The following is an 18,668-nucleotide window of genomic DNA, read 5'->3' as shown; positions in this document are numbered from 1 at the left end:
CTTATTCCACCGTCTGCTCAGCGAACAGCTGAACCTGGATTTCACCGTCTTCCGCCAGTTGGCGCACGGTGCCCATAATCTCTTTACGCACCTGTTCGATACGGCTCACCGGCACCGGCCCAAGGCGGGAAGTGGTGCTTTGCAGCAGTTGAACCTGGCGCTTCGGCATCACGTTGCAGATGGCCTGACGCAGCACCGGCTCGGTGCCCTTGAGCGCTACGGCCCACTCTTCCATCGGGATCTCTTCCATCAGGCGCTGGAGGGTGTTCTGGTTCTGGCGGCTGAGGATGAAGAACTCGTACATTTCGTCCTTCAGCTCGTCCACCACGTCTTCGTCGCGCTCGCGCAGCTGATCCAGCAACTGCTGCTGGTTCTCAGGAATACGGTTCACGATGTTGGCCGCATGCTTGATGCCGGTCACTTTAGAACCGTGCTCGGAAAGCACCGCTACGCCGCGGTCGATAAGCCTGTCCAGCTCGTCGATAACGTCGCGGTTAACATCATCGAGCTTGGCGATGCGGTAGACGATTTCATCCTGACGTTCCTGCGGCAGCACGCTCAGCACGCTGGCCGCCACGTCCGGCGGCAGGAAGGCAAGGAACACCGCCTGGAGCTGTAAGTGTTCTTGCTCAATAAGCGCCGCCAGTTGCGGAACATCCACCCACTGCAGACGAGCCATGCGGTAGCGGATTTCGTCGCCGTAGATACCGTTGATAACGCTGCGGGCGATTTCCCCGCCGAGCGCCTTCTCCAGAATGCTGCGCAGATAAGTGCGCGAAGCGCCGTTGATGCCGCTCTGTTCGCGGTAGTCCTGGAAAAAGTTGTTCATCGCCTGGCGAGCCTGAGTCACTTTTACTCCGTGCAGGCGCGCCATGGTTTCGCTCAGCAAAATCACCTCTTCACGGCTTAGCTTCTGCATGACCTGAGCCGCGGCGTCTTCGCCCACGCTCAGCAGCAAAATAGCCGCCTGCTCGATGCGCGAGCGCCCGCTGTTACCGGCGCTGCTTTTACTACTCTTGCTTACTGGTGCTTCGCTCATTGCTGTTGATCCACTGTTTCAAGACTTCCGCTACACGCTCGGTTTCGCTCTGGGCGAGCATCTGCAAGTATTCGACTTTGGTTTCAAGGCCGGAGCTTTGCGGAGGGAGATTGTCATCATTCTGGAACGACGATTTCGGCAGGCCAGGCGCCAGCCCTTCTTCGGTCGTCATCATTTCGTTTTCAAGCAGCGCGCCGCTATCCAGCATCGGCTCATTGGCCGCCTCGGCAACTACCACTTCGCGGCGGCCAAAGCGCTGCGCCAGCGGGCGGACGCCAAACAATAAGGTCAGCAGCGCCAGCAGGCCTATGCCGCCGGTTTGCCCCCAATACTGCATGTGAGGATCTTGCCACCATTTCAGCACCGGGAATTCCGCGGCTTCTGGCGCGGTAAACGCCATAACATCCAGCGTTAATGAGTCGCCCCTGGCTTTATCGATACCCGCCGCGTCTTCCACCAGCCGGGTCAGGCCCGCCAGTTTCTCCGGCGTGATTTTCGCCAGCGCCGGTGCGCTCTGGTTCAGGGCAATCGCCACGCGCAGCTTCTCGAGCTGATACCCTGGATGGCGGATATGGCGAATATCGCGGTCATAGGCGTATTTGCGCTGTTCCTGGTTGCGGCTGCTGAGGGATTGCGGAGAAGCAGACTGCGCCTGAGCGGCATTGGCATTGGCGTTGGCGTTTGCCGGTGCATTTGCCGTCGCGGGCTGCTGATTAACCGGACGGTTGCTCAGCGAGCCGGGCACGCCCATCGCCAGCTCATTAGTGGTATTTTCCTGACTAATATTTTCATCGCTAACGCGGGCGTCTTTCCCCAGGCGTTCCTGGGTCTCTTCCACGCTGCTCATATCGACCTGCGGGGCCACGCTGATGCGGAAGTTGTTGTTGCCGACAAGCGAAGTCAGCAGGCCGGAGATATTCTTTTCGGTGTCGGCCTTCATACGCTGCACAACGTCATTCGCCTGGCGAATACCCGCCAGGCCGCTATTGCCGCTCTGAATGCCTTCTGAAAGAAGATTACCGCTCTGATCGACCACCCGCACGCTGCTGGCCTTCATGCCCGGTACGCTACCGGAAACCAGCTGCACGATGGCCGCAACCTGCGGTTCGTCCAGCGTTTTGCCGTAGCGCAGCTGGATAATGACCGAGGCGCTGCTTTCCGGCTTGTTGCTCATCACAAAGGAGCTGGCTTCGCTCAGGCCGAGATGAACCCGCGCGGACTCCACCGGATCCAGCCCCATAATGCTCTTCGACAGCTCGCCTTCGAGGCTGCGTTTATAGCGAACGTTCTGCACAAACTGGCTGCTGCCGAGCATCTCTTCTTTATCCATCAGCTCGTAGCCTTCCGGCAGCGCGGCGCTGATGCCTTTTGCCGCCAGCGCCATGCGCGCCTTAGACAGCTTGTTCTCGGCCACCAGAATTTGCCCGTTGTCCGGGTTGATACGGTAGGCAATGTTCTCCGCGCCCAACACCTCAACAACCTGGGCGGTAGGCAGATTTTCCTGGGCGCCATACAGCGCGACATAGCCGCCGCTGCTGCGCCATATCGAAGCGACAATGGCGCCGGTCAGCAACACGGCTGCGGCGCCAATAAGCCATTTTTTATGATTCCCCTGCGGTACCGGCAGCGCCGCAAGCTGAGTTTTAATTTTGTTTAACAAGGTAAGGCCCTTAGAGCGGAATGTTCATCACTTCATCCAGCGCGCTGGTGAGCTTATTGCGCACCTGCATCATCGCCGTGAACGCCACGCTGGCCTTCTGGCTTTCGATCATCGCGCCGGTTAAATCATCGCTCTGCCCGGTGTCGATGGCCGTCTGCTTTGCGCTGGCGGAGTGCTGAAGTTGGTCAACGCTGTTGACGACCTGCTTCAACGCGTTGCCGAAGGAGACGGGCTGCGCGGTGCTATTCAGCGACGGAGCAAAGTTCTGCGCCGCGGCAATAGAGCCGGAACCGGCGCTGACGGCGGTACTTTGCAGGCGATTGAGCATCTCCTGCTGCGCCATCGGCATGCCTAATCCTGAAATTTTATCCATAACGGTTTCCTTCTCCTTTTCAGGAGTAACACTCAATATCAATGCCCTCTTCGCGCATCGAAGCCAGCCGGTAGCGCAGCGCACGAGGGGTTATGCCTAAGAACTGTGCGGTTTTAGATTTATTGCCCTGATGGCGCTTGAGCAGATCGATGATGTACTGGTATTCGGCCATGCGGCCATGCAGCTTCACGTTGCGGATCGCCGCCACCGCGCCGCGCACGCCGTCGTTTTTGGTTTCGTGCCAGGCCGGCATCATCTCAATGCCAGAGCTTTGCGAAGCCGCCGGAGCAAGACCAAAGTCATTGGCGGTAATTTCGCTGCCGTTGCAAAGGATCAGGCCGCGCTGAATGACGTTTTCCAGCTCGCGGACGTTGCCCGGCCAGTCATAGCTGAGCAGCGCACGGCGGGCGTCTTCGCCGAGGCGGGTATTGCCCTGGTGAAAAGTGTGATACTTGCTAATAAAGCGCTGGGCCAGCGGCACGATATCCTGCTGGCGTTCGCGCAGCGGCGTAATATGAATCGGTACCACGGAAATACGGTAGAACAAGTCCTGGCGGAAACGACCTTCAGCAATCTCAAGCTGCAAATCTTTATTCGTGGAGGCAATCAGGCGAATATCGAGCGGGATGCGTTTATGGCTTCCCAGGCGCTCAACTTCCTGTTCCTGTAATACACGTAATAGTTTCGCCTGCAGCGCCAGCGGCATATCGCCAATTTCGTCAAGCAATAACGTGCCGCCATTTGCCTGTTCGAACTTACCCGCCACGCTGGTTACCGCTCCGGTAAATGCGCCCTTTTCATAGCCGAATAAAATAGCTTCCAGCATGCTTTCAGGAATCGCTGCGCAGTTGACTCCAATATAAGGAGCATCAACGCCGGATGCGTGCTCGTGAATATACTTAGCCACGCATTCTTTACCGGTTCCTGTTTCGCCGGTAATTAATACCGACACATTGAAGTTCGCCACGCGACGAGCCAGCGCAAATACACTGACGCTGGAGGGTGCGCTGGCAACAAAGCCATTAATATTACCAGCGTCGTGTTCCACAAACATGTTCATGATGTGTTACCAACCTATAATTAATTCAAACTAATAAGGACAGCAAAACCGGCTTAATGCGCCCTTTATTACAAAGAACAATTATCAAGACCGTTTATGTTAAGCGTCTGGTATCGGCTATTTAATCGCTGGCATCTCAATGCGGCGACTATCACTGGTGGCGAGTATAATGATGTACTACGAAATGTCTTATTTTTAAGGGATATTAAAATATTAATCATTAAAATACAGTGAGTTACAAAAGTTATTAATCTTAATAGCCCTCGGATAAATAATAGATTAATAAGCTACGCCCCCTTGCAACAACGGGCGTAAGCAGGTCTAATCAACGTCCTGAAAAAAAGTGATGAGATGTTTTCAAGTAATGACCCGCTGCTGCTAATAAAGAGCGCCACCTCATTCTCATAACTTAAACCTCCAGGTAATATTTTTTTTTGGCGGCTGATGAATCAATAATGAATCTCATTAGCGACGCCGTCAAATTCAATAGTTATGCGGAAGAATTATGCAGCCTGTACTACAACGACTTAGAATTCATCACCGCGATCGGCTTCCCGACCTGGTGAAGCTGGAAGTAAATAAACTTGGCCGTCCGTGGCACAAGCTGCCAAAGATCATGAATGATTGCTTCGATATTCTTGATGCGCGCTTGAGTATTTACTTCTTAAAAAAATTCAGAGTTAACGTCATGTTAAAAAACATGACGTTCGCCATTGATAAAAATTATAAAAATACACAAATATTTTCCACCAACTACGGCAATCTCGCTTTCGATATTGATCGTATTTTGCTGCTGAATATTCTCCATGACTATTATGGTCTGAGCAAAGACAGCACCCAGGTGGCACCGGATCTGTCTCAGCCGGTATCAAAAACCGAAGAACGACTGAAGAATAAACTGGGCCAGGAACTTACCGCCCTGATAGTCAATAAAGAAACCTTCGGTGAAGAGTTAGAAATTAAAAACGATTATTCGACGGTCATTAGCCAGTGGTCGTGGTGTATCACCTTTAGCCTCGAAGGTTATGACCAGGGTGGCTTTACCATCCTGCTCGACCATTTTCACGTTGACCGCATGCTGGCGAAACTGAGAACGCCGGACGGCACCGAGAGCGAAAAGGAGTCGGCCCTGAGCGCCGGGCAAATTGAGCGGCTGTTCTACGACCTGCCGCTAAAGCTCAACGGCCGCCTGGCCTCGCTGAACCTGACGGTGGCGCAAATTGCCGACATTGAACCCGGAGACATTATTCCGCTTTCACTGAACCAACCCATGCCGGTCTTTATTGGCAAAGAACAGATTTTTACCGCTGAAATCGCGGAAGATCGCGGCAAATTGCTGCTGAGTGAATTTAACGATAAGACGGCCGAGAAGCACTATGAGTCAAATTGAACAAGACCTGAGCCAGTCCCTGAGCCTGGACGACCTGAACTTCGACGATGCTCCGCAGGAAGAGACGGTTGAAGGCAATATCCGTATGGATTTGCAGGACAACACGCCACGCCATAATCCAATGGACAAGATGCGCAAGATGTCTCTGTTTAGCCGCATTCCCGTTACCCTCACGCTGGAAGTCGCCTCGGTGGAGATTTCGCTGGCCGATTTAATGTCCGTCACCAACGATTCTGTGGTTGAGCTGGATAAGCTGGCCGGTGAACCGCTGGACATTAAAGTGAACGGCATCCTGTTTGGCCGTGGCGAAGTGGTGGTGCTCAACGACAAATACGGGCTACGCATCATCGAATTCAACAACAAAGATCTTGGCGAGCTGGCAGGATGAAACGGCTGTTACGCTGCCTCGCGGGCAGAAAATCCGCCCTGACGGCGCTGCTGACGCTCGGCCTGTGCTTTTCGCCGCTGCTGTTTGCCGCCAACGGCGAGGTGACATTATTCAGCTCGGCTAATACCGACGCGGGCCAGGATTACAACGTTAAAATTGAAATCCTGATCCTGATGACCCTGCTCGGCCTGCTGCCGATCATGGTGCTGATGATGACCTGCTTTACCCGCTTTATCATCGTACTGGCGATTTTGCGCCAGGCGATGGGGCTGCAACAAAGCCCGCCGAATAAAATTCTCACCGGGATTGCCCTCGCCCTGACGCTGCTGGTCATGCGCCCGGTGTGGACCACGGTGTATAGCGAAGCGATAGTGCCGTTCCAGAACGACAAAATTACCCTTAATCAGGCGCTGGCAACAGCCGAAGTACCGCTCAAAAAATTCATGCTGGCGCAGACCAACAACAAGGCAATGTCCCAGATGATGGAGATTGCCGGGGTGAGCGGTGACGCTCGCGAACAAGACTTAACCGTGGTCACCCCCGCCTATCTGCTGAGCGAGCTGAAAACCGCGTTCCAGATTGGCTTTATGATTTACATTCCGTTCTTGGTTATCGACCTTATCGTCGCCAGTATCCTGATGGCGATGGGGATGATGATGCTGTCGCCGCTGATTGTCTCGCTGCCGTTTAAGCTGATGCTTTTTGTACTGTGCGACGGCTGGACGCTGATTGTCGGCACCCTGACCTCAAGCGTACAGGGGCTATAGCGATGATGAATATGGACACCGCCGGGGACATCATGGCTTCCGGCATTCAGCTGGTGCTGCTGATTTCCGCCGTCGCTATCGTGCCCAGCCTGCTGGTTGGCCTGTGCGTGAGTATTTTCCAGGCCACAACCCAGATTAATGAGCAAACCCTGAGCTTCCTGCCGCGTCTGGTTGTCACGCTGCTGGTACTGATTTTTGGCGGTAAATGGATGCTGACCCGGCTGGTGGACTTCACCACGGCAATCTTCCACCAGGCCTCCTCGCTGGTTAGCTGAGCATTATGGGCATCAATATCCACGACTTGTTCAATCCGCTGATGGCGATGGTTCTGCCCTTCGTGCGTATTCTGGCGTTTATCCATTTTTGCCCGGTGCTCGACAACAAAGCCTTCTCCCGCCGCATTAAAATTGCCACCGCATTAACGCTCACGGCGCTGATTACCCCGATGCTGCACAACAATGTGGTGCTTAACGAACTGGTGTCGATGCGCGCTATTTTGCTTATCGGCGAGCAGCTGCTTTGGGGGCTGCTGTTTGGCATGACGATGCAGCTGGTGTTCGTCGCCCTGCAAACCGCCGGGCATATTCTGTCGATGAATATGGGGCTGGGGATGGCGATGATGAACGACCCGGTCAACGGCGGCTCGACCACGGTTATTTCGCAAATTATCTTTATTTTCTGCGCCCTGCTGTTCTTCATCATGGACGGACATCTGCTGGTAGTGACCATTCTGGTGAAGGGCTTCAGCTACTGGCCCATCGGCCAGGCTATCAACGAGCCGACGCTAAAGCAGCTGGTGCAAAGCCTCGGCTGGATAGTGGCCTCCGCCACGCTTGTCGCGCTGCCCACCACTTTTGTAATGCTGATTGTGCAGGGTGGATTTGGCCTGCTTAACCGCGTATCGCCGACCCTGAACCTGTTTTCCCTCGGCTTCCCGATAAGCATGCTGTTCGGCCTGCTGTGTATCACCATGATTGTGTCCCATATTCCCGAGCACTATCTCAATTTAACCAATGAGATCCTTGCCAGGCTTGATTCGATGCGGGTGAACTGATGTCGGCCTCAAGCGGAGATAAAAGCGAAAAACCTACCGCAGGTAAACTGCGTAAGGCGCGCCAGAAGGGGGATATTCCTCGCTCCAAAGACCTGACCATGGCGGTCGGGCTGGTGGCATCCTTTATTACGCTCGGCAGCTTCTTCCCTTATTACAAAACGCTGATTGGCGAGTCGTTTTTGTCGGTCGGCACCATGGCGGGCAAGCTCGACGATAGCGGCGCGCTCGGCCAGTTTATGATGCTTAACGTGATTATCGTGCTGAAGTTTATCGCCACGTTAGTGCCGATTCCGCTGGCCTGCATTGTTTCAAGCCTTATCCCGGGCGGCTGGATATTTACCCCCAACAAGCTGCTGCCGGACTTTAAAAAAATTAACCCCATCAGCGGCTTTAAAAGAATGGTTTCCGGCAGCCACTACGTGGAGGTCGGCAAAATGCTGGCCAAGTGCGGCGTTATTCTCGCCGTGCTTTACACCATGGTGCACGACTCGCTCAACGGGCTGCTGAACCTGCAACAGCTTTACCTGCGCCAGGCCATCGACGGCGGGTTTGATATTTTCCACCACGTCATTAGCTATTTTGTGGCTGTAATTGTCGTGTTCGCCCTGCTGGACGTGCCGCTGAGCAAATTTATGTTCACCAAAAAAATGCGCATGACCAAGCAAGAAGTGAAGGAAGAACATAAGAACAACGACGGCAACCCGCAGATCAAAGGGCGTATCCGCCAGCTACAGCGCCAGATGGCGATGGGGCAAATCAATAAGTCGGTTCCGGCCGCGGACGTTATTGTGACCAACCCAACCCACTACGCCGTCGCCCTGAAATATGACCCGGATAAAGCCGAAGCGCCCTATATCGTGGCAAAAGGCGTGGACGACGTAGCGATGTTTATCCGCGAAGTGGCCCAGAACCACGGCGTGGAAATAGTTGAATTCCCTCCGCTGGCGCGTGCGGTTTATTACACCACGCGCGTCAACCAGCAGATTCCGGCGCAGCTGTTTCGCGCCATTGCTCATGTCCTGACTTACGTGATGCAGGTGAAAGCCTGGCGAGCGGGCAAAGTTGAGCAAAAACCCCGCCTTAACAGGCAGATTGATATTCCAAAAGAGGTATTAAAAGCCGATGGCGAACAGTAAGTTAACCCAGGCCGTTACCATCCTGAGGCAGACGCACGTTGGCGTGCCGATCCTGCTGCTCAGCGTGCTGGCGATGATTATCCTGCCGCTGTCTCCGCTGGTGCTGGATATCCTGTTTACCTTCAACATCGTGCTGGCGGTCATCGTGCTGCTGGTGGCGGTAAACAGCAAGCGCCCGCTGGACTTCGCGGTCTTCCCGACCCTGCTGCTTATTACCACGCTGATGCGCCTGACGCTCAACGTGGCCTCCACGCGCGTGGTGCTGCTGCACGGCCATGAAGGCGAAGGCGCGGCCGGTAAGGTTATCGAGGCTTTCGGGCAGGTCGTTATCGGCGGTAACTTCGTGGTGGGCTTCGTGGTGTTCGTCATTCTGATGATCATCAACTTCGTGGTAGTCACCAAAGGGGCGGAGCGTATTTCCGAAGTTTCGGCTCGCTTCACCCTCGACGCTCTGCCGGGTAAACAGATGGCTATCGACGCCGACCTGAATGCCGGGTTAATTAACCAGCAGCAGGCAAAAACGCGGCGTAAAGACGTAGCTAACGAAGCCGATTTTTACGGCGCAATGGACGGGGCTTCTAAGTTCGTTCGCGGCGACGCCATTGCCGGGATCATGGTGCTTATCATCAACGTGATCGGCGGGATCTGTATCGGTATTTTCAAATACGATCTCGACGCCAGCCATGCGTTCCAGCAGTACGTGCTACTGACCATCGGTGACGGCCTGGTTGCCCAGATCCCTTCCCTGCTGCTGGCAACCGCCGCGGCCATTATCGTTACCCGCGTCAGCGACGGCGGCGACGTCAGCGATGAGATTAAAACTCAGCTGCTCGCCCGCCCGAACGTGCTCTATACCGCCGCGTTTGTGATGTTTATTCTGGCCGTAGTGCCGGGCATGCCTCACATCGCTTTCCTGAGCTTTACCGCGCTTTTGCTGTTCGCAGCCTGGCGACAGGGCAAAGTTATTCAGCCTGCCGCGCAGCAGGACGACGACATGGAGGCGATTCAGGAAGCGCTGGCCCCGGACACAGAGCCGACCGTCAGCTGGGAGAGCATCCCGCTGGTGGAGCCAATTGGCCTGAACCTCGGCTACAAGCTGGTTTCGCTGGTGGATGCTGCCAAAGGCAGCCCGCTGTCGCAGCGTATTCGCGGCGCAAGGCAGGTTATCTCTGAGACCTGCGGCGTGCTGCTGCCGGAGATTCGCATCCGCGAAAACTTCCGCCTGAAACCCGCCCAGTACGCCATCCACATTAACGGCATTCGGGTTGCGCTGGGCGAAGTTAACGCAGAAAAGCTGATGGCTATCCCCGGCGGTGAACTGTACGGCGAAATAGACGGCGTGCTGGATACCGACCCGGCCTACGGCATGGCGATAGTCTGGATTGACCCGGAGCAAAAAGCTCGCGCCCTGAACCTCGGTTACCAGGTCGTGGACTGCGCAAGCGTAGTGGCAACTCACGTCAATAAAGTTGCGCGCCAGCATCTGCCGGAGCTGTTTAACTACGATGATATTACGCACCTGCATTCTCGCCTGGCATTGCAGGCGCCGAAGCTGGCGGAGGATTTAAATAACGCGCTTAACTTCAGTCAGTTGCTGAAGATTTACCGCCAGCTGCTGCTTGAGCAGATTTCCCTGAAGGATATTGTCACCATCGCCGCCACGCTGCTTGAAAGCTCGGCCGTGACGAAAGACCCGCAGCTGCTGTGCGCCGACGTGCGTTACGCCCTGCGCCGTGCCATTTTGCATAATATCAACGGCGACCGCAGGCAGCTCGCGGCCTACACCATAGATAACGAGCTGGAAAACCTGCTGCTGAACGCGCTAAACCAGGCCCAGCAGGCCGGTAAAGTGGCGCTGGACAGCTTCCCGGTTGACCCGAATATTCTGGCGCAGCTGCAAAACACTATGCCGATGATTTACGAGCAAATGAAGGCGAAAAGCCTGCCACCGCTGCTGCTGGTTACGCCGCAGCTACGCCCGATTTTGTCGCGCTACGGTCGCCTGTTCAGCTCTGGTTTGCATGTGCTTTCTTATAACGAAGTGCCGGACGATAGCGATTTAAAGATTGTTGGCACGCTGGCGTAGTTCATCCCCCTCACCCCGGCCCTCTCCCCGCGGGGGCGAGGGGGAAAACAAATCGCTTTGTATCACCAGCACCAGATCGCATTAGATTCCGCAGCCACGCCCTTGCCCCCGGCTCTCAGCAGACCATTACAGAAGGGGGAGCTGCCATTTATGCAAACCCGGAGGTAATTCCGTTCACGTAATATTCCGCTGCTTATGTAGCTCCCGGACTCGTGAACGTCTCAGGGGAGTCACCGTCACTCCCCTGAGAACCCGGACTCCCGGCGAGTTAAATCGCCGCAAGCGGTAAACCTCCGTTTTATCTCCCAGCCCTGGGTCGGCTGCGATGCGTTCCCGACGCTCACAGCCTCCGCCCGCTCCCGGCGTCCGGACCCTGGTCAGTCGGAGAGAAAACGGAGGCGATTTAAGCCGGAACAAGTGCCGCGCTTCAATCCCGCAGCCATCCTGAAAGTCAGTGTTGCTTTAAGTCTCGCAGTGATGCCCTTGTCCCCGGCTCTCATCGTCCCCGGCTTTGACCCAACTCAGGCGGGGTGGAGCTGCCGGGAGCAGCGAAAGAGAGCGATCGTCGGGAACGGATCGCGAACGACCCCGAATGTTTGGGTGATAGCCGGGGGTTTACCGCTTTAGCGGCGATGAGTTTGCCGGCGCCGGGGGTTGTCAGGGGGAAAGGCGTATTTCCCCCTGACACGTTCACCGTTCGCGGAACGTGCAGGGAAAACAGATTCCCGGTGAACGGAACATAACCGTGCTCACAGAGGTTATCTCTTCTGCTTACAACCGTTTATGCCAATCTGGAGGGGATTCCGTTCACGCAATATTCCGCTGCTTATGTAGCTCCCGGACTCGTGAACGTCTCAGGGGAGTCACCGTCACTCCCCTGAGAACCCGGACTCCCGGCGAGATAAATCGCCGCAAGCGGTAAACCTCCGTTTTATCTCCCAGCCCTGGGTCGGCTGCGATGCGTTCCCGACGCTCACAGCCTCCGCCCGCCCCCGGCTCTCATCGCCCACGGTTTTGACCCAACTCAGGCGCGGTGGTGCCAGAGATAGGCCGCTGTGCAGGTGAACGGAAAAATTGCATAGCGGCAGCTATCCCCCTGAGGGTGAGAGAGATAAACGGAGTTTTTAGCCCCCTCTCCCTTTCAGGGAGAGGGCTGGGGTGAGGGTAAAAATTATTTCTCTAAAAACCTTAGCTTCCAGCTCTGGAGCGTGCGGGGAAGTGGCTCTTTTTCATTGCCCTTAGAACGGTAAAACTTGGCTTCCTGCACGCCGTTTTTACCCGGAGCGGTGCGGGCGGCCCACATTTTGCCTTCCGGCGTATACATAATAATTGCGGTGTGGCGGTTTGCCTGGCCTCGCACCCACATGGAGATAACCTTCGCGCCTATGTTATCTATATCATCCTGATAAATATAAATATTAGCCGTATCAACGAAGCGCTGATAATCCTCTCCGACCATCTCCCGGAAGCGGGTATCCGTTGCTTCATCCGGGAAAACGCCAATTGACAGCAGCGTGGCCTTCGGACGCGGATCGGTCTGGCTCTTTACATAGCGGCCATCAACAAATACGCCGTTCGGCATCGACATATTGCAGCCCCAGTCGGCGTTGCTATGCACCTGGATAGAACCATCCTGGCGGGGAATAAACAACAGCTTACAGTTGCTGGTATCTTCCACTTTTTCCACCACAGCCATGCCGTAAAGCTTTCTCGCTTCGGCGGTGAAATCGTCATGATTAACCCCGGCCCATGCCCGGATATCAACGGTTAAAGACCACTCGGCGTTGCGGCTAAAGGTTAAGATGCCGCCGCTGCGGTTTGGTGCCGCGGTATTCCACCACTTTCCCTGCCAGTCAAAGTTTTCATTAGCATCTGAAATCCGGCTAATACCTTCATAATAGGCACGCTCGATACAGCTGTCAGAGGTACAGCTTTCCAGCGACTTCTCCCACTCCAGGTACTCTTTATGTACCGCAGGGGCGTCGGAATTGATAAGCATTGCCCGATAGATAATGGTCATCGTGGCGTCAAGCCAGTGCAAATTTTCATTATTGCAGATGGTGTTTTCCAGCGGCGTTGCGGCCCGCTGGCAGTTGACTGCCAGAGCATTGCCAGTATAAAAACCGAGGAAAACCAGAAAAATGAGTGCGAATCGTCTTAGCATTTTTACAGATAATTCTTAGTAACGGGATGCCAGTGTGACCCGGTTATATAACCATTGCAATATAAACGCCTTAATCATCATTAATATGGAAAATAATGAAAACCATACGTTAATAAAATGACGTTAATTATGAGTAGATTAATAACATTATTATTAATTTCAGCCTCAGGCAGATTCACGCGGAACCAGCTCTCCGGAAATAATAATGCGCTGGGCAGGCAATTCAGGCTGCTTAATTTTGCTGACGATAAGCGAGGCGGCCTGGCGGCCGGTTTCTTCGCTGGCGGCGGAAACGTAGGTAAAACTCGGTGAAGTGAGATTAATGTACATCATGTCTTCAAAGCCGATGAGCGACACCTGCTGGGTAAGAAACACATCTTTACCCACCGTGCGCCCGACCTGCTGAATACCGGTGATAGCGCCGATAATTGCCGCCGGAGAATGGCACAGCATGGCGGTGATTTGGTTGCTCTTTTCCAGCATCTGCCGGGTAGCATATGCTGCTGCTGACGTGTCGTCCGCACATTCCGCCGCCCACTCTTCTCTGAACGGCAGGCCGTACTGTTGCAACGCGCTGCGGTAGCCCGATAGTCGCTCTGCGCGGATCAGGCATGACTTACTGCCGCCGAGCCAGGCAATATTACGATGCCCGCGCTCTATCAAAAAGCGGGTGGCCTGGTTTCCGGCCTGGCGGTTGTCGCGGCCAATAACATCCCGCGAGCTGGTAATCGTGGACTCAGAGATAACCACCGTCGGCAGCGGGCAGTCGGCAATGGCCTGAGGCAGCTCGGCAGAGTGGCGGTCAGCCGCCAGATAAATCACACCGGCAACACCCTGCTGGGCAAAAGACGTCAGGCAATTCCGCAGCTGCTGCTGGTCGTCGCGCGGCTGGCCGAGAAACACCATATAGCCTTGTTTCTCAAGATGCTGCACCACGCTTGCGGTGACGTTTATCGAAAAGGAGTCGTTGAAATCACGGATGATAAGTCCAATCAGATTGGAGGTGCTGGAGCGCAGATTGGCGGCGGCGACGTTATGGACATAGCCCAGTTGCTTGATAGCCGCATTAACCTTCTCGATGGTTGCTTCGGAGATCTTCCCTTTCTGGCGCAGTACCAGCGAAACGGTAGACACCGAAACGCCCGCCAGCTCCGCAACATCAATGATATTGACCTTTTTCATTCCGCCCCTGTTAGCGCCTTTCCATAAATTTCAGCCCCCTGAAACATACAGGAGGCCGAAAGGTATTACATCACTTACCGATCATCGTCGACATCGTCTGTGCGATGAACTGTGCTCTGGCCCCGAATATCACCTGAATACCCGAGTCGCCGACGAAGACTACGCCGCGCGCGCCCAGATTGTTCAGGCCGTCTTTGTCCACCATTGTGCTGTCATCCACTTCAAGACGCAGGCGGGTAATGCACGAGCCGACGGAGTTGATGTTCGGCGCGCCGCCCAGCAGGCCGATGATATCGCCAGCCAGCTCGGTATCGGTTTTATCCCCGGCGTTGGCGGTAATTTCGGCGCGGCCCGGCGTTTTCACGTCAAAGCGGCGAATAACGAAGCGGAAGGTGAAGTAGTAAATCAGCGCCATCGGCACGCCCACCACAACCGCCATCAGGAAGTTGGTCTGGTAGCCGTTGAACGACGGCAGGATGCCGAAGGAGATGTAGTCGATCATCCCGGCAGAGAAGGATTTCGCAATATGCGCATGCAGCAGGTACATACACATATAAGAAAGCCCGGCCATCACGGCGTTAAACACGTACAGGATAGGAGCTACGAAAATAAAGGTGAACTCTACCGGCTCGGTTATCCCGGTCAGGAAGCAGGTCAGCGCCGCGGAGAACAGAATACCGGAGGCAATTTTCTTATTTTTGGTGTTGGCTTCATGGTACATCGCAAGACACGCCGCAGGCAGCGCGAACAGCATCAGCGGGAACTCGCCCTGCATGAATTTACCGGCATCCTGATAGCTGTCGCTGCTGAAGGACTTCACGCCCTCTTCCAGCATTTTGAACCAAATCGTCTGGTCGCCGTGAATAACCTGCCCGCCGTGGGTGGTGTATTCCCCGAACGAATACCAGAAGGACGGATACCAGATGTGATGCAGGCCGAGCGGGATCAGCGCGCGTTCAACAAGGCCAAAGATGAAGGTCGACGCGGCCTGATTATCGCCATTTACCACTACGGACAGCGCATCAATGCCGGACTGAATATAAGACCAGACCCACGGCAGAACCATGCCCAGCAGGAACGACAGAAACGCGGTAGCAATTGCCACGAAACGTTTGCCGGAGAAGAAGCCGAGGAACTCCGGCAGCTGCATGGTGTGGAATTTGTTGTAGCACCACGCGGCAAGAATACCGGAGATAAGGCCGCCGAAGACGCCCATTTGCAGCGTCGGAATACCCACCACCATGGCGTATTTACCGCCTGCGGAGGCCATTTCCGGCGTAATGTGCATCACGGTGCCGATGGTAATATTGATGATAAACACCGAAACCGCAGCAGAAAGCGCGGCGATGCCGGATTCTGCGGCCAGGCCAACGGCGGAGCCGATAGCAAACAGCATAGGCAGGTTATCGAAAATAACCCCGCCCGCGTTCATCATTAACGGTAAGTGAAACTTATCGCCGAACGCCAACAGCAGGCCCGCGGCGGGCAGCAAAGAAATTGGCAGCATTAAGGCGCGGCCAATCATGGAAAGCTTTGATAACGATTTTACAACACTGGACAACAGACTCATGGACGTTTCCCCCGGTGCAGACGCAGTAACCGCGTTTTGTCTGTTCACGCGTTTTTATGGTTGGTAGAACGTTCTACTAGAACGTTCTACCTAGAGTGCCGAAAGGGATTTTTCCCCGCAACTGAAATCTTCGTTGTTGCCATATTGTTATCGAATATTTGAAGTCGCGCAGGTTTTGAGTAGTGGCGACAGGGTGCGGCGCTCTTCGGCCAGCCCAAGCTTTGCAGCCTGATTGGCGGAGTTTGTCTTGCGGGATTCAGTTGCAGAGCATAAGAGAAAGCAAACCCTCAGCCGGTGAGACCGAGGGTTAAGGTCAGAGGTTAGGGCTGAACGGTAATGCTCAGGCTTTCAAAAGCCACGGTTTGACCGGCAACGATTTTGCAGCGTTTGCGGGTTTCGACTTCGCCGTCCACCTTCACCATGCCTTCGGCAATCACCGCCTTCGCCTGCGCGCCGCTTTCACACCAGCCTTCCAGCTTCAGCAGATCGCACAGTTCAACATGTGGGTGTTTACCTAATGAGAAGGTCGCCATTATTACTCTCCATCAACATCATGATATTCCTCGCAGGCCTGCAAGGTATTCTGGATTAGAGTGGCGACGGTCATCGGACCCACGCCACCCGGAACCGGCGTAATATACGAGGCTTTGGCGGCGGCTTCATCATAATTTACGTCGCCGACCACTTTCCCGCTTTCCAGACGGTTAATACCCACGTCCACTACGATAGCGCCTTCTTTGATCCACTCGCCCGGAATAAAGCCCGGTTTGCCTACCGCAACAATCACCAGGTCGGCGTTCTCAACGTGCTGGCGCAGGTTTTTGGTAAAGCGGTGGGTCACGGTGGTGGTGCAGCCCGCCAGCAGCAGTTCCATACTCATCGGGCGGCCAACGATGTTGGAAGCGCCAATGATGACCGCGTTCAGGCCGTAGGTGTCGATGTTGTAGCGCTCAAGCAGCGTAACAATGCCCCGTGGCGTACAAGGGCGCAGGCGCGGCGCACGCTGGCACAGGCGGCCAATGTTATACGGATGGAAACCGTCTACGTCTTTATTCGGGTCGATACGCTCGAGCACCTTCACATTATCAATCCCGGCAGGCAGCGGAAGCTGAACCAGGATCCCGTCGATTTCAGCGTCGGCGTTCAGGTCGTCAATCAGCGCTAACAGCTCCGCTTCGCTGGTGGTTTCCGGCAAATCGTAAGAGCGGGAGACAAAACCGACCTCTTCGCAGGCTTTACGTTTGTTGGCAACATAAATCTGGGACGCAGGGTTCGCTCCCACCAATACAACGGCCAGACCAGGGGCGCGTTTTCCTGCGGCAATTCGGGCTCTTACTTTTTCAGCAACTTCAAGCCGTACCTGCTGCGCAATCGTTTTACCGTCAATAATCTTTGCTGCCATCAGAGAGAGAATTCCATCTGTAAACTTAAAGGAAGGGGATTGCTTCTATTTTGTCAGATGCGCGGCCCGCTGTCAGGCTCTGATGTGGGTTTATGCTCAATTGTCGCGCAGGTGGTTGAAAAGCCATTGACTCAAAGGGTGCTGACCGTATAATCCCACCCGCACAAAGGTGTGATTCTTCTGCAATGACACCCGCACTCCCCAGTGCGCCCTTAGCTCAGCTGGATAGAGCAACGGCCTTCTAAGCCGTAGGTCACAGGTTCGAACCCTGTAGGGCGTACCAAATTCATATCAAGAGACGTCAACCGACGTCTTTTTTTATGCCTGAAATTTAGTAAGTTGGCTAACTTTAGTGCGTCGAAAATCAGCCAGTCTGCTGCTACTAGTTAACGGCCCAAATTGAATCAGAGGTATCGCCTGCCATAATCCAATCGTCGAAATATGGCAGGCGATTGAGCAGAAAAAATGAGAGTTACCATTTACCTGGTATAATGATTCTCCTCCCTATAAAACAGGTAGCTCTCAAATTTTCATAACGATATGTTAGATGCCGTGGTGACAAATATTGTCTACCGCCCTGAGTCTCCCTTCAGACACAAGATGCTATCCTGTCATTTAGCGCATCGCTGATTTTATCCACCATTGGCGCAATACTGTCTTTGGTTCTCAGAGAACGCTCAATATCTATATTAAAGGTATCCGTGATTGTGCTGGCTTTTCCCCCCAGCAGGCAGACTCTGTCAGAAAGCATTACCGCTTCTTCGACGCTGTGAGTGACCAGCAACATCGAGCGCGTCTTAATCACACGATTTTCCCACAGCTCAATAAGATCCTGCCGTAGTTTATTACCGGTAAAAATATCCAGTGCCGAGAATGGCTCATCCATCAGCAACAGTTCCGGTTCAACGGCTAGTGCACGGGCGAATCCAACACGCTGCCGCATTCCTCCTGACAGCTCTCTCGGATAGGCTTTTTCGTACCCGGAAAGCCCTATCAGATCAAGCATGTCCATTGTCCTTTTACCCACCTCATCTGACGATAACCCCTGCGCCTGAAGCCCAAATGCCACGCTATCAAAAACGTTTAGCCAGGGGAAAAGTGCAAAAGACTGAAATACCATACTGGTATGTTTGCCTGGCCCGTTGATGGGTAAATCGCAGCAAACAATAGAGCCTATATCCGGCTCTACTAATCCAGCAACCATCCTTAGTAGCGTTGACTTTCCTGAGCCGGAGCGCCCCAGTAAAGCAACGATTTCATTCTCTTTAATCTCAAGACTAATATTATCCAGCACGGTTACTTTTTGCTTACGACCTTTATTAAATGATTTTGAGACGTTCTTAATCTCTAATACTACTGATGATTTTTTCATAATAATCCCTGACATCTTTAATTTG

17 protein-coding genes and 1 tRNA gene are annotated in these 18,668 nt (G+C 54.2%); 8 read left to right on the top strand and 10 right to left on the bottom strand.

What is annotated here, in order from left to right; genetic code table 11:
- Nucleotide 1 precedes the first annotated feature (1 nt).
- Genes HMPREF0201_RS04400 through HMPREF0201_RS04385 form a run of 4 tightly spaced genes read right to left on the bottom strand, consistent with a single transcriptional unit; the run spans nt 2 to nt 4,132 of the window.
- Nucleotides 2-1,039, bottom strand: coding sequence for a flagellar motor switch protein FliG (locus HMPREF0201_RS04400; protein ID WP_016535279.1), 1,038 nt, complete (start codon nt 1,037-1,039; stop codon nt 2-4).
- Nucleotides 1,011-2,699 (bottom strand): flagellar basal-body MS-ring/collar protein FliF, encoded by a 1,689-nt coding sequence (fliF, locus tag HMPREF0201_RS04395; RefSeq protein WP_016535278.1) that lies wholly within the window; start codon nt 2,697-2,699, stop codon nt 1,011-1,013. Before fliF ends, HMPREF0201_RS04400 begins: the two co-directional genes overlap by 29 nt.
- Before the next feature lie 10 nt (nt 2,700-2,709).
- The gene (fliE, locus tag HMPREF0201_RS23425; RefSeq protein WP_016535277.1) at nt 2,710-3,072 is read right to left on the bottom strand and encodes a flagellar hook-basal body complex protein FliE; all 363 of its coding nucleotides are present in this window, start codon (nt 3,070-3,072) and stop codon (nt 2,710-2,712) included.
- 19 nt (nt 3,073-3,091) lie between these two features.
- A complete protein-coding gene (locus HMPREF0201_RS04385) occupies nt 3,092-4,132 on the bottom strand; it encodes a sigma-54 interaction domain-containing protein (protein ID WP_016535276.1) in 1,041 nt (346 codons plus the stop codon).
- 505 nt (nt 4,133-4,637) lie between these two features.
- On the opposite strand from HMPREF0201_RS04385, the gene HMPREF0201_RS04380 reads away from it, so the two are divergent.
- From HMPREF0201_RS04380 to HMPREF0201_RS04350, 7 genes are read left to right on the top strand one after another with little or no spacing between them, the layout of a single operon-like run.
- Nucleotides 4,638-5,522 carry a FliM/FliN family flagellar motor switch protein gene (locus tag HMPREF0201_RS04380; RefSeq protein WP_039897982.1) on the top strand — a complete coding sequence of 295 codons (885 nt, stop codon included), beginning with the start codon at nt 4,638-4,640 and terminating at the stop codon, nt 5,520-5,522.
- Nucleotides 5,509-5,910: a flagellar motor switch protein FliN gene (gene fliN / locus HMPREF0201_RS04375; RefSeq protein ID WP_016535273.1), complete on the top strand. Its 402-nt coding sequence runs from the start codon at nt 5,509-5,511 to the stop codon at nt 5,908-5,910. Before HMPREF0201_RS04380 ends, fliN begins: the two co-directional genes overlap by 14 nt.
- Nucleotides 5,907-6,677, top strand: a complete 771-nt coding sequence (fliP, locus tag HMPREF0201_RS04370; protein ID WP_016535272.1) for a flagellar type III secretion system pore protein FliP — start codon at nt 5,907-5,909, stop codon at nt 6,675-6,677. Before fliN ends, fliP begins: the two co-directional genes overlap by 4 nt.
- A 2-nt stretch (nt 6,678-6,679) precedes the next feature.
- Nucleotides 6,680-6,952 (top strand): flagellar biosynthesis protein FliQ, encoded by a 273-nt coding sequence (gene fliQ / locus HMPREF0201_RS04365; protein ID WP_016535271.1) that lies wholly within the window; start codon nt 6,680-6,682, stop codon nt 6,950-6,952.
- Between the two features lie 5 nt (nt 6,953-6,957).
- The gene (gene fliR, locus HMPREF0201_RS04360; protein ID WP_016535270.1) at nt 6,958-7,731 is read left to right on the top strand and encodes a flagellar biosynthetic protein FliR; all 774 of its coding nucleotides are present in this window, start codon (nt 6,958-6,960) and stop codon (nt 7,729-7,731) included.
- The gene (gene flhB, locus HMPREF0201_RS04355; protein ID WP_016535269.1) at nt 7,731-8,867 is read left to right on the top strand and encodes a flagellar biosynthesis protein FlhB; all 1,137 of its coding nucleotides are present in this window, start codon (nt 7,731-7,733) and stop codon (nt 8,865-8,867) included. The genes fliR and flhB overlap by 1 nt, the downstream gene beginning before the upstream one ends.
- Entirely contained in the window at nt 8,854-10,953 is a 2,100-nt protein-coding gene (locus HMPREF0201_RS04350) for a flagellar biosynthesis protein FlhA (RefSeq protein WP_016535268.1), read from the top strand. Before flhB ends, HMPREF0201_RS04350 begins: the two co-directional genes overlap by 14 nt.
- A 1,171-nt stretch (nt 10,954-12,124) precedes the next feature.
- On the opposite strand, the gene HMPREF0201_RS04345 is transcribed toward HMPREF0201_RS04350, so the two are convergent.
- The 5 genes from HMPREF0201_RS04345 to folD form a co-directional block, all read right to left on the bottom strand.
- A complete protein-coding gene (locus HMPREF0201_RS04345; protein ID WP_016535267.1) occupies nt 12,125-13,117 on the bottom strand; it encodes a lysozyme inhibitor LprI family protein in 993 nt (330 codons plus the stop codon).
- A 165-nt stretch (nt 13,118-13,282) separates the two neighbouring features.
- Nucleotides 13,283-14,299 (bottom strand): Mal regulon transcriptional regulator MalI, encoded by a 1,017-nt coding sequence (gene malI / locus HMPREF0201_RS04340; protein WP_016535266.1) that lies wholly within the window; start codon nt 14,297-14,299, stop codon nt 13,283-13,285.
- Nucleotides 14,300-14,369: 70 nt separating this feature from the next.
- Nucleotides 14,370-15,869, bottom strand: coding sequence for a PTS transporter subunit EIIC (locus HMPREF0201_RS04335; protein WP_039897981.1), 1,500 nt, complete (start codon nt 15,867-15,869; stop codon nt 14,370-14,372).
- 320 nt (nt 15,870-16,189) lie between these two features.
- Entirely contained in the window at nt 16,190-16,402 is a 213-nt protein-coding gene (ybcJ, locus tag HMPREF0201_RS04330) for a ribosome-associated protein YbcJ (protein WP_016535264.1), read from the bottom strand.
- A 2-nt stretch (nt 16,403-16,404) separates the two neighbouring features.
- Nucleotides 16,405-17,271 carry a bifunctional methylenetetrahydrofolate dehydrogenase/methenyltetrahydrofolate cyclohydrolase FolD gene (folD, locus tag HMPREF0201_RS04325; RefSeq protein ID WP_016535263.1) on the bottom strand — a complete coding sequence of 289 codons (867 nt, stop codon included), beginning with the start codon at nt 17,269-17,271 and terminating at the stop codon, nt 16,405-16,407.
- A gap of 206 nt (nt 17,272-17,477) precedes the next feature.
- Between folD and HMPREF0201_RS04320 the strand changes: the two genes are divergently transcribed.
- Nucleotides 17,478-17,554: transfer RNA gene (locus tag HMPREF0201_RS04320), tRNA-Arg, on the top strand.
- 306 nt (nt 17,555-17,860) lie between these two features.
- Here the strand turns inward: HMPREF0201_RS04320 and HMPREF0201_RS04315 are convergent.
- Entirely contained in the window at nt 17,861-18,643 is a 783-nt protein-coding gene (locus HMPREF0201_RS04315; RefSeq protein ID WP_039897980.1) for an ABC transporter ATP-binding protein, read from the bottom strand.
- Nucleotides 18,644-18,668: the final 25 nt, after the last annotated feature.

It is taken from the genome of Cedecea davisae DSM 4568 (genome assembly GCF_000412335.2).
GTDB classification, from domain to species: Bacteria; Pseudomonadota; Gammaproteobacteria; order Enterobacterales; family Enterobacteriaceae; genus Cedecea; species Cedecea davisae.
Note: the sequence above shows the minus strand (reverse complement) of the source record. Positions and strands in the feature narration are given on the sequence as shown.

Excerpts from the sequence above, each read along its gene's own strand:
- HMPREF0201_RS04400 (WP_016535279.1), bottom strand. The coding sequence starts at position 1,039 with ATGAGCGAAGCACCAGTAAGCAAGAGTAGTAAAAGCAGCGCCGGTAAC.
- fliE (WP_016535277.1), bottom strand. The coding sequence starts at position 3,072 with ATGGATAAAATTTCAGGATTAGGCATGCCGATGGCGCAGCAGGAGATG.
- HMPREF0201_RS04385 (WP_016535276.1), bottom strand. The coding sequence starts at position 4,132 with ATGAACATGTTTGTGGAACACGACGCTGGTAATATTAATGGCTTTGTT.
- HMPREF0201_RS04380 (WP_039897982.1), top strand. The coding sequence starts at position 4,638 with ATGCAGCCTGTACTACAACGACTTAGAATTCATCACCGCGATCGGCTT.
- fliN (WP_016535273.1), top strand. The coding sequence starts at position 5,509 with ATGAGTCAAATTGAACAAGACCTGAGCCAGTCCCTGAGCCTGGACGAC.
- fliP (WP_016535272.1), top strand. The coding sequence starts at position 5,907 with ATGAAACGGCTGTTACGCTGCCTCGCGGGCAGAAAATCCGCCCTGACG.
- fliQ (WP_016535271.1), top strand. The coding sequence starts at position 6,680 with ATGATGAATATGGACACCGCCGGGGACATCATGGCTTCCGGCATTCAG.
- fliR (WP_016535270.1), top strand. The coding sequence starts at position 6,958 with ATGGGCATCAATATCCACGACTTGTTCAATCCGCTGATGGCGATGGTT.
- flhB (WP_016535269.1), top strand. The coding sequence starts at position 7,731 with ATGTCGGCCTCAAGCGGAGATAAAAGCGAAAAACCTACCGCAGGTAAA.
- HMPREF0201_RS04350 (WP_016535268.1), top strand. The coding sequence starts at position 8,854 with ATGGCGAACAGTAAGTTAACCCAGGCCGTTACCATCCTGAGGCAGACG.
- HMPREF0201_RS04345 (WP_016535267.1), bottom strand. The coding sequence starts at position 13,117 with ATGCTAAGACGATTCGCACTCATTTTTCTGGTTTTCCTCGGTTTTTAT.
- malI (WP_016535266.1), bottom strand. The coding sequence starts at position 14,299 with ATGAAAAAGGTCAATATCATTGATGTTGCGGAGCTGGCGGGCGTTTCG.
- HMPREF0201_RS04335 (WP_039897981.1), bottom strand. The coding sequence starts at position 15,869 with ATGAGTCTGTTGTCCAGTGTTGTAAAATCGTTATCAAAGCTTTCCATG.
- ybcJ (WP_016535264.1), bottom strand. The coding sequence starts at position 16,402 with ATGGCGACCTTCTCATTAGGTAAACACCCACATGTTGAACTGTGCGAT.
- folD (WP_016535263.1), bottom strand. The coding sequence starts at position 17,271 with ATGGCAGCAAAGATTATTGACGGTAAAACGATTGCGCAGCAGGTACGG.
- HMPREF0201_RS04315 (WP_039897980.1), bottom strand. The coding sequence starts at position 18,643 with ATGAAAAAATCATCAGTAGTATTAGAGATTAAGAACGTCTCAAAATCA.